This window comes from Cellulomonas sp. P4_B5_2, assembly GCF_056402235.1.
The window spans coordinates 1-8,484 of record NZ_JBFUHU010000163.1 but is presented as its reverse complement, the minus strand read 5'-3'; the positions used below and the strand labels follow the sequence as shown (position 1 = coordinate 8,484).

At 72.0% G+C, this 8,484-nt stretch carries 11 protein-coding genes; all 11 read left to right on the top strand.

Annotated features, from left to right (window positions below; all coding sequences use genetic code 11):
* Nucleotides 1-163 precede the first annotated feature (163 nt).
* Nucleotides 164-673 carry an RDD family protein gene (locus AC1DUQ_RS12845; protein ID WP_477059735.1) on the top strand — a complete coding sequence of 170 codons (510 nt, stop codon included), beginning with the start codon at nt 164-166 and terminating at the stop codon, nt 671-673.
* A 182-nt stretch (nt 674-855) separates the two neighbouring features.
* Complete coding sequence (locus AC1DUQ_RS12840; protein WP_369817243.1) at nt 856-1,227, top strand: hypothetical protein; 372 nt, start codon at nt 856-858, stop codon at nt 1,225-1,227.
* 11 nt (nt 1,228-1,238) lie between these two features.
* Nucleotides 1,239-1,556: a pore-forming ESAT-6 family protein gene (locus AC1DUQ_RS12835; RefSeq protein WP_056085931.1), complete on the top strand. Its 318-nt coding sequence runs from the start codon at nt 1,239-1,241 to the stop codon at nt 1,554-1,556.
* Between the two features lie 4 nt (nt 1,557-1,560).
* Complete coding sequence (locus AC1DUQ_RS12830; protein WP_477059734.1) at nt 1,561-1,920, top strand: DUF6507 family protein; 360 nt, start codon at nt 1,561-1,563, stop codon at nt 1,918-1,920.
* Nucleotides 1,917-4,427 carry a hypothetical protein gene (locus tag AC1DUQ_RS12825; protein WP_477059733.1) on the top strand — a complete coding sequence of 837 codons (2,511 nt, stop codon included), beginning with the start codon at nt 1,917-1,919 and terminating at the stop codon, nt 4,425-4,427. Before AC1DUQ_RS12830 ends, AC1DUQ_RS12825 begins: the two co-directional genes overlap by 4 nt.
* Nucleotides 4,424-4,807 (top strand): hypothetical protein, encoded by a 384-nt coding sequence (locus tag AC1DUQ_RS12820; RefSeq protein ID WP_477059732.1) that lies wholly within the window; start codon nt 4,424-4,426, stop codon nt 4,805-4,807. Before AC1DUQ_RS12825 ends, AC1DUQ_RS12820 begins: the two co-directional genes overlap by 4 nt.
* Before the next feature lie 24 nt (nt 4,808-4,831).
* A complete protein-coding gene (locus AC1DUQ_RS12815) occupies nt 4,832-5,212 on the top strand; it encodes a hypothetical protein (RefSeq protein ID WP_477059731.1) in 381 nt (126 codons plus the stop codon).
* The gene (locus tag AC1DUQ_RS12810; RefSeq protein WP_477059730.1) at nt 5,209-6,636 is read left to right on the top strand and encodes a hypothetical protein; all 1,428 of its coding nucleotides are present in this window, start codon (nt 5,209-5,211) and stop codon (nt 6,634-6,636) included. The genes AC1DUQ_RS12815 and AC1DUQ_RS12810 overlap by 4 nt, the downstream gene beginning before the upstream one ends.
* Nucleotides 6,633-6,899 (top strand): hypothetical protein, encoded by a 267-nt coding sequence (locus tag AC1DUQ_RS12805; RefSeq protein ID WP_477059729.1) that lies wholly within the window; start codon nt 6,633-6,635, stop codon nt 6,897-6,899. Before AC1DUQ_RS12810 ends, AC1DUQ_RS12805 begins: the two co-directional genes overlap by 4 nt.
* Before the next feature lie 95 nt (nt 6,900-6,994).
* Nucleotides 6,995-7,903, top strand: a complete 909-nt coding sequence (locus tag AC1DUQ_RS12800) for a hypothetical protein (protein ID WP_477073905.1) — start codon at nt 6,995-6,997, stop codon at nt 7,901-7,903.
* A gap of 214 nt (nt 7,904-8,117) precedes the next feature.
* Nucleotides 8,118-8,484 (top strand): RDD family protein (locus AC1DUQ_RS12795; RefSeq protein WP_477073904.1); only part of this gene is annotated, 367 nt, incomplete at its 3' end.

Genomic DNA, 8,484 nt, shown 5'->3' with positions numbered 1-8,484 from the left:
GAGCGAGGTGGCGTTGGCCGTACGGACGGGCGTACCGGTGGTGGCCATCAACGGCTGGCGCATGCCGGCGCCCGCGGAAGGTTCCGCGCAGGTGTCGTCGGTCGACGAGGCGCTGCTCCTGCTGGACCGGCTGCTCGGCTGAGGAGATGGTAGGAATGCCCGCGTGACCGACGACTCCCCCTCTCCCGTGGTCGGGCCCGACCTCTCGTGGGGCGCCCCGCCCGCGGCGGAACCCGTCCCTGCCCCGCCCCGCTACGCGCCCTGGTGGCAGCGTGCGGCCGGTGCCGTGGTGGACGTGCTGGTCACGTTCGCCGTGTACCTGCTCGGCGTCGCGCTCACACTCCTGACCGATCCCGACGGCACCGCCGAGCCCCCGACCGTCGGCGGAGTCGTCGTCGTCGCCGGCGCGGTCCTCATCCCGGTCGTGTGGATCTGGAACCGCGGAGGCCAGCAGGGCCGCTCGGGGCAGTCGCTCGGCCGCTCCCTGACGGGGACCCGGCTGGTCTCGGCTGCGACGGGCCAGCCGATCGGCGCCGGACCGGCCCTGAACAGGGACATCGCCCACCTGCTCGATCTCCCGCTGCTGGTCGGGTTCCTCTGGCCGCTGTGGGACCGGCGCCGCCAGACGTTCGCCGACAAGACCGCGCGGACGGTCGTCGTCCGCGCGGCATGACCCCGGACGAGTGAATCGGGGCAACTGGTTCTCGGGGGGCGTGATCGGGCATAGTCCGTCGTCAGAGCGCGATTCCGCCCGTCCGATGTCCCCCTGGGCAACCTTTTCCGGGTGTGGACACACGCTGCACGAGACGGGCATTCCTGGCACGATGCTGACTTGCCGCCGAGCCGGGCGGTGCGATGACGGATCTGACGGCGACTTTGGGGGCCGACATGAAGTTTGCGATGGGTTCAGACGTCCTCTCGACGCTGACCAAGAAGACCTCGACGTCCAGCGAGGACCTCGGAGCACTGGTCAAGCAGCTCTCGGCCGCCGCTGAGCCTCTCCACGGCAAGTTCAACGGTGCCGGTCGCGCCGCCTTCGACAAGTTCAAGGGCGAGACGGACCGCATCTCGGCAGACCTCAACGCCGCGCTGGCCGGCGTGCTCGGCGGCATCGCCGGCATGGACCGCTCGTTCGGCGAGGGCGACCAGCAGATGGCGGACGAGACCCGATCGACCGAGGGCGGCACGGCGTTCGACGCTGCACGCTTCGGTTCCACCAAGGCCTGAGGGGGACGACCATGAGCACCGGCAACAGCATCGACCGCCGCGACTACGAGCTCGCCGCCTCGCAGACCGCGCAGGAGAACTTCAACGCGGTCGCCTCGCGCCTCGAGTCCCTCATCGACGCCCGTGACCGCGACGTCAAGAGCGCGATGGCCGACTACACGGCCGACGGCGTCTCCGAGGACTACGCCGCCAAGGAGGCTCGGTGGAACCGGGTCGCCGGCGAGGTGCGCACGATCATCCGCACGCTCCGCGGCGCGCTGGAGAAGAACGACACGACGGCGCAGGACACCCTCAAGAAGGCCAAGGCCGCCGTCGACGCGATCGGCTGACCCGATGACGGGATGGCGCATCGAGCCGGAGGGGGTGCAGTCCGTCCTCACCAAGGTGGGGACGGCTGCTGAGTTGCTCGGCACGGCGGTGGAGAACCTTCCCCCGCACGCCGAGACGGTGGTGGCAGGGTCGGCGAACTCGCCGATCATCGCCGACGCCATCGCGGGGTTCTTCGAGTTCTACAAGCCCACGCTGACGTCCATCGGCAACCGCATCAACGCGTCCGTCGGCGGCGCGGCTGCGGCCACCCGCTGGTACCGCACGGGCGACGAGACGATGGCCGCGGAGCAGCAGGCGGCCGCCCAGACCGTCGCCGGCACGGGTGTGTCCACGTTCACCGTCCCCCCGGTGCCGGGCTCATGAGCGCGGACGTGTGCTACGCGGGCGGCGGCATCCAGCCGTACGCGATCCCGGGTGCGGACCTCGACCCTGACGGCGTGATCGCCGCCGCGGACTCGCTGAGCACGGGTGGCGGCTCCGTCCGCGACGCGGGCGCGGACGTCGTCGGAAAGTGGCGCGGCCTCGGGACGTACTACGAGGCGCCCGAGTCGGGGCAGCTGTTCACCGTGATGGATCCGGTCGAGACCCAGGCGCGCGACTTCGGTGATGCGGTGCAGCAGGTCGCGACCGTGCTCAAGGCCTATGCGGAGGAGATCCGCCCGATCAAGGCATCCCTGGACGCGGTGCGCCGCGACGCGTACGCGTTCCGGGACAAGATCGCCTCGAACTCGGAGTGGGAGTACGACCAGGACCTCGTCGACGAGAACACCGACCTGGTCAACCGGGTCAACTCCGCGCAGATCAAGCTCTGGGACGCCGAGCGCACCTGCGCCAACGGCATCCGCGCCCTGTACTGCGCCGCCCCCTGGCACGCCGCCACCAGCGCGGACGACCCGCTGGGCTACGGCGTCTCGGCGATCCCCGCCGACGCCCCCATGGCCTGGGGCTCGTCGGTCGAGCGCAAGGACCACTGCCCCAAGTCCGCCGCCGTCGGCGTCAAGCGGTTCGTCTGGGACGGCGTGGTCGTCGACGGCCTGTGGGGCACCGTGGTGGGCCTGGGCGCCCTGGTCGGCGTCAAGGACTGGTCGTGGTCCTGGGACAACTTCACCGAGTCGTGGACCGCGATGGGCGGCCTGATCGGGTACGCGGACGGCGAGTGGTCCTGGGGCAATGCGGGCGACTCGTGGCTCGCGCTCGGCAAGGGCCTGATCGCGTACGACATGTGGTCGGAGGACCCCGCACGCGCCCTGGGTGGTGCCGGGTTCAACATCTTGACCATCGTGGTGCCCGCCGGTGCGGCGGTCTCCGGGACGAAGGCGGCCGCGTCTGCCGCGGGTACGACCTCCCGGGCAGCCGCGCTGCTGTCCAAGGGCGCCAAGATCGTGGACTTCCTCGACCCGATCTCCCTGGTGTTCAAGGGTGGTCAGCTTGCGCTGCCCAAGCTCGGAGACCTGCTCACCGGGATGCGCGGCGCCACCGAAGGCCTCAGCGACGCGCTGCGGATCCCCGACATGCCCACCAACCTCGACCTGCCGACCAGCGGCCTGGACGACCTCGCCGACGGGTTGCCCCCGCTGCGCGACCCCGACGTCGAGGTCCCGACCGTGCACGAGCCGGTCGAGTTCCCCGTCCCGGCGAACCAGCTGGTCGGACCCGACGGCAACCCCATCCGGGACACCCCCGGCGGCACCGGCTCCGGCGCCGACGACCTCGCCGGCCCGCAGGCACCGCCGGCCGGTCCGATCCACACGCCCGGGACGGACGCGCCGACGGGTGGGTCGTCGCACGGCCCCTCCACCGGAGACGGTGCGGGCACCGGTGGCTCCACCACCCCGCCCTCGGGTGGGGGCCACGCTCCGGCGACCCCGATCGGCGGGGGCTCAGGCGGTCCCGTCGACCCCGTCACGCCGACCGATCCCGGTGCCGGCCCGGTCGACCCGGCCGCGCCGCACGACCCGTCGAGCCCGGCCGGCGGACCCCCGGCGCCCACGCCGCCCGGGACCGGCCTCGGCAGTTCGCCGTCCGGCCCCGAGCTCAAGTTCACGGACGTGCTCGACGACGTCCTGCTCGACAACGGGCTCAACCGCACCCACTTCCGCGAGCTGCTGCAGACCCGCGTCGAGGACCTCACGCGCGCGCAGGTGGACGTGCTCGTCGACATCCGGCAGGCCATGCCGCCGGTGTACGCCGACACCCTCCTGCAGAAGGTGATYACCCAGGAGCAGGCGCTAGGCCTCCTCGACGGGGACGCGGCGCGGTTCATGGAGCCCGACCAGCTTGCCGCCGCCAGGGCATCCGGCGCGCAGCAGGTTCCCACCATCGGTGGGTTCGTGTCGCGCCTCATCGATGTCGACGGTGCCACCCCGGCGCAGCTGTACCACCAGCTCGGTCTGAACTACCCCGGCAGCACGTTCAGCCCCGACGGTGGTTCCGTGTTCACGGTGCGTTACATGGCCGGCGACGGGATCGCACCCGGGCCGCTGCCTACGCCGGTCGTCGCGGGGATCCCGGACGGCACCTTGCGCGCGATGGCGTCCATGCCCGACAGCATCTTCCAGATCACGAACGACGCGGCCCGTCGGACCGCGATGTTCGACTGGGTCAGGACCGTAGACCCGAGCTCGACGTACGACGCCGCTCGCGCGTTCGACGTCGACCGTGCGACCGGTGTGCCGAACGTCGGCCCCGACCGCAACCCCTTCCGGGGATCGGGCTGGAGCGGGACGTCCTCGGCTTACAGCCCTGAGCTGGCATACGGATCCAACAAGATCCAGATCATCGAGGGTTCGGAGCTCTGGCGCGTCCGACCCGACGGAACGCAGGAGATCGCCGCTGTCTACACAGGCGGTGTGTGGAAGGTCGTGCCGTGAGAGCTGGGCCCTACGCGGAGGTTGACGGCGTCACGTACCCCGCCGTGGCCCTGCACGGCCCGACCGTCCGGATTCTGGCCTTCGGCGACGAACAACCGCTGCCCGGGTTCGAGCACGACGGGTGGGACCGGTGGGGTCGTCTCGTGGACCGGTCGGCGATCAGTCGCCTGTTCTGGGTGCAGACGACTGCCACGTGGTCGGGCAGGACGGTCACTGTCGACAACGTCGTCGGCAACAAGGCGACGTTCAGCTACGACGGGGACGACCTCCCACTGGACAACCCCGCCGTGCGCCGCATCGGACGCTTCGAGTGGCAGGGCACCGTCCCGGTCGATGAACTGAGCGACGTCGTCGAAGTCCTCACTGACGTCCCGCTCTGACGTGCACCCCCAGGAGCTGCCGACGTGAGAGCCGGCCCGTACGCCGAGTGGAGCGGTCGGACCTGGAGGCTTGTCAGCGTCGACAAGCCGTTCGTCCGGCTCCTCGAAGGGGGTGACCAGCCGAAGCCGGAAGGCTTCGAGCTCGATCGCTCGGGCCGGTGGACGCGGGTGATCGACCGGTCCGAGGTCACGCGGATCTTCCGGGTGGAGACCACCGCGTCCTGGCGAGGGCACACCGTACGGATCTCGCACGTCGACGGAAGCCTGGCGCAGTTCACCTACTTCGGCATGGGCCTGCCGGAGACGCGGGACGTCGCTCGGGTGCAGTCGGACGAGTGGCAGGGCGTCGTCCCTGTCGATGAGCTCTCGCACGTCCTCGAAGTCGTCCACGAGATCCCGCTGTGAACGGACGAGGCCGCTTCCTGATGCGCGTGGGCCACTACGCCGAGGTCGACGCGGCGGTGCACCCGTGCGAGGCGCCGTACTCCCCACGGGTCCGGCTGCGGTCGACGGAGGCCGACGACGACCCGACGCTGACCACCCGCGAAGTGGACCGCGACGACGTGACCCGGGTGTTCAGCGTGACGACGACCGCCGTGTGGCACGACGCCCCGGTGGAGGTGCAGGCCCTCCGCCTGGCTGGCGTGGTCGTCCTGGGACAGGCCGCGAGCCGCCCGCGCGGCGTTGCGGTCCGCGATACCGGGTACACCTGGCAGCAGGTCGTCGACCCGACCGAGCTCACCCAGGTCGTCGAGCGCGAGACGGATCTCCTGCGTCGCCGGCCGCGTTGGGTGGTCGACGGACCCGTGCCGACGCAGGTCGGCACGTACGCGGAAGTCGGCGGACGGACGCTGCCGAGCGGTGAGGCGTTCGCGGGTCTGCTGCCCGTCGGGGACGCGATCGCCGGTCTCGGCGAGGTGACAGCCATGAGCACGGTGTCGACGACCGCGAGCCTGGCCGGTGCGCGCGTGACGGTGCGATCGGTCGACGGGTCGAACGCCCTGGTCGAGCACACCGACGGCCGCGCGGACGTCGTGCCCGTCGGTGACCTGACAGACGTGGCGGAGGAGATCAGGTCACTCCCGGTCCCGGCACCACCGGCAGCACCGACCGCTCGCGTGATCCGGCCGCCCCGACTCGCACCCGGCGCAGGAGTCAGTCCCGAGCTGGCCGAGTGGGTGGCGAGCGGAGGCACGCGGAACCGCGAGCTGCGCGACCTCGTCGCGGCACTGGCCAGGGCGGCGGACGCGGACGGTGCGGCGATGATCGCGCAGGAGACACCGCGGATCCTGGCCGTCGACGACGACCTCGACGACGCCCGGGGTTATCTCCGGCTGGACTGGACCCTGCGCACGGCGACCGCCACCTGGGCCGCGATCGGGGGCTTCGCCGGCCTGGCCGACGCCCTGCGGGCACTTCCGCCAGTCACCGACGACGACACGGCGCTGCACGCCCGGCCCCTCCTCGAGCAGGCGAGTCCCGTGATCGACCGGGTGCGCATCGCCGTCCGCCGCGGCCCCGCAGACCAGTGGGAGGAGATCGCGTGGCGAGCGGCGCGCAAGGGCGGCCGCGCCGACGCGCTCGTCGAGGTGGGCAAGTCGGTGCCGGTCCACGGTCGCGCGGTGGGGACGTCGGGCTCCGCTCCGGGTGCGGTCGCTGCGCTGACCTCCCTGGCCGGCGCGGTCCGGTACGACCTCGGCCGCATCGTCGCGAAGCGCGGCATCGACCCGGCGGTGACCGACACATCCCCCTACCCGCTTGGCGCTGCTTTCCGCCGGTCCGCGATGGAGCTCCTGGTCAGGGCCCTGGCTCTGGGGGCGTCGACGTGAAGGCCGGCCAGTACGCCGTCGTCGACGGGGTCGAGTACGTCGCCCCACCCCGCGGCACGGCGGTCTTCGTCGCCCACTCGCGGGACCCGGGGCCGTACTCGGACGTCACGCAGGGGCATCCGTCGAACCTGCGATTCGAGGCCATCGACAACGAGTGGGTCGGCTACCTCGAGGTGGATGCCCTCCCGGACGTGCGCGAGATCCACCACGATGTGTCGGTCGCCACCTACTCGACCCCGCGCGAGCAGCGTCCCCGCAGATGACGACCGCTGGGGCTGTGGACGTGCCCGGTCCGCCTGCCGCTCCTGCGACATACTCGGTAGCCGTTGCCGACGACCCGGAGGACCACTTGTCCGTCATGCAGAAGGCCGTGACCCCCGCCATGAGCGCGGCGTACCTCGACGGCGGCTACGACCGCGTCGCGGGGTTCGTGGTGCGCGCGGAGGACGTCGCGTGGGCGACCACGCCGGCCGACCTGTTCGAGGCGCACGGGCTCGGCTTCCCGGGGTCTCCGTTCACTGCTGACGCCCCGCACGTCGACGTCCTGCGCTTCCCCGCGACGCCGCAGCTGCGGTTCGAGAACGCGACGGGTGGCCCCGACCAGAAGACGCGCGAGCTGACCGGTGGCCCGTTCATCGACCGGCCTCCGTTCCAGGGCACCGGGTTCGTGCTCGCGCCGGGCCACCTCGTCCCGCTCTACTGGCTGGTCCACTCGCGGGTGCCCGCCGGGTCGGAGCTGGTACGCGTCGCCGCCGACGGCTCGAGCACGCTCCTCGCCCGGTACGTCGACGTCGGGTTCGCGTGGGTGTCCGACGTGGTCACGGTGACGCCCTCGCCGAACCCGCGGATCTCGCGCCTGGTCGGTCCGATGGCGAAGTGGGAGAACACCTACCTCAGCGCCGACGTGCTCGGGGACGACGTGGTCGTCGTCGCCGAGGTCGAGCCGCCGGACGCGTACGGGTTCGAGCGGACGCCCGCGGGTCGGTTCCGCCGCGTGGTGCCGAAGGCCGAGACCTCCGAGCTGTTCGAGATGGACATGTCCGGCCGGTGGAACGGGCTCGAGGTCCGGGTGGTCGACCAGTGGCCGACGCCCGACGGTGCCGGTGTCTCACGCGTGTCCTACACCGGCCACAACGCCGACCTGGCCGAAGGGCTGCAGCTGCCCAAGGTCGACGCGGCGGTGTACGAGGTCACCGTGCCGACCGACCACCTGGTCGAGGTGGTCACCACTCAGCTCATCCCCGCGTCGTGGACCACCTCGGGCTGAGCGCACCGGTGTCGCTCGGGGGGCGGTCGCAGGGCCGCGGGAAACGTGCCAGTATCGGCGGTCGCAGAGGGCCACGACTGACCGCCGACCGCCGTGGCACCCAGCTACACCGAGGGGGTCCGCCGGCATGACCGTCGCCGTCGCCGCCTCCTGTGGCGTGTGCGCGTCCGCTCTGCCCGGCGGGCGCGACGTCTGCCCCCGGTGCGGATCGCGCGTGCAGCACCCGCAGGCCACGATGCCCACCGTCCTGGCCGGCACCCTGCCCGCTGCCGGGGGGTCCCGTGCGGGAGCGACGGCCGTGGACGTCGTCCTGCTGCTCGTCGCGGTCTCCCCGCTGGTGATCGGCCTGCTGAGCGACTCCGGTGCCCGTGCCGCACTGGTCGCGACGGGCGCCGTGCTCGTCGTCGGCCTGCTGCTGGCCATGTGGGTCTCGCTCGCTCGTGCTGGTCAGACCCTTGGCGGCGCGCTGCTGGGACTGCGGACCGTCGACGCGCTCACCGGACTTCCGCCCGGCACCGGCGTGGGGCTGCGGACATGGTGGCGGGACACCGTGACGCTGGACGTGCGGGCGGGTCGTGACC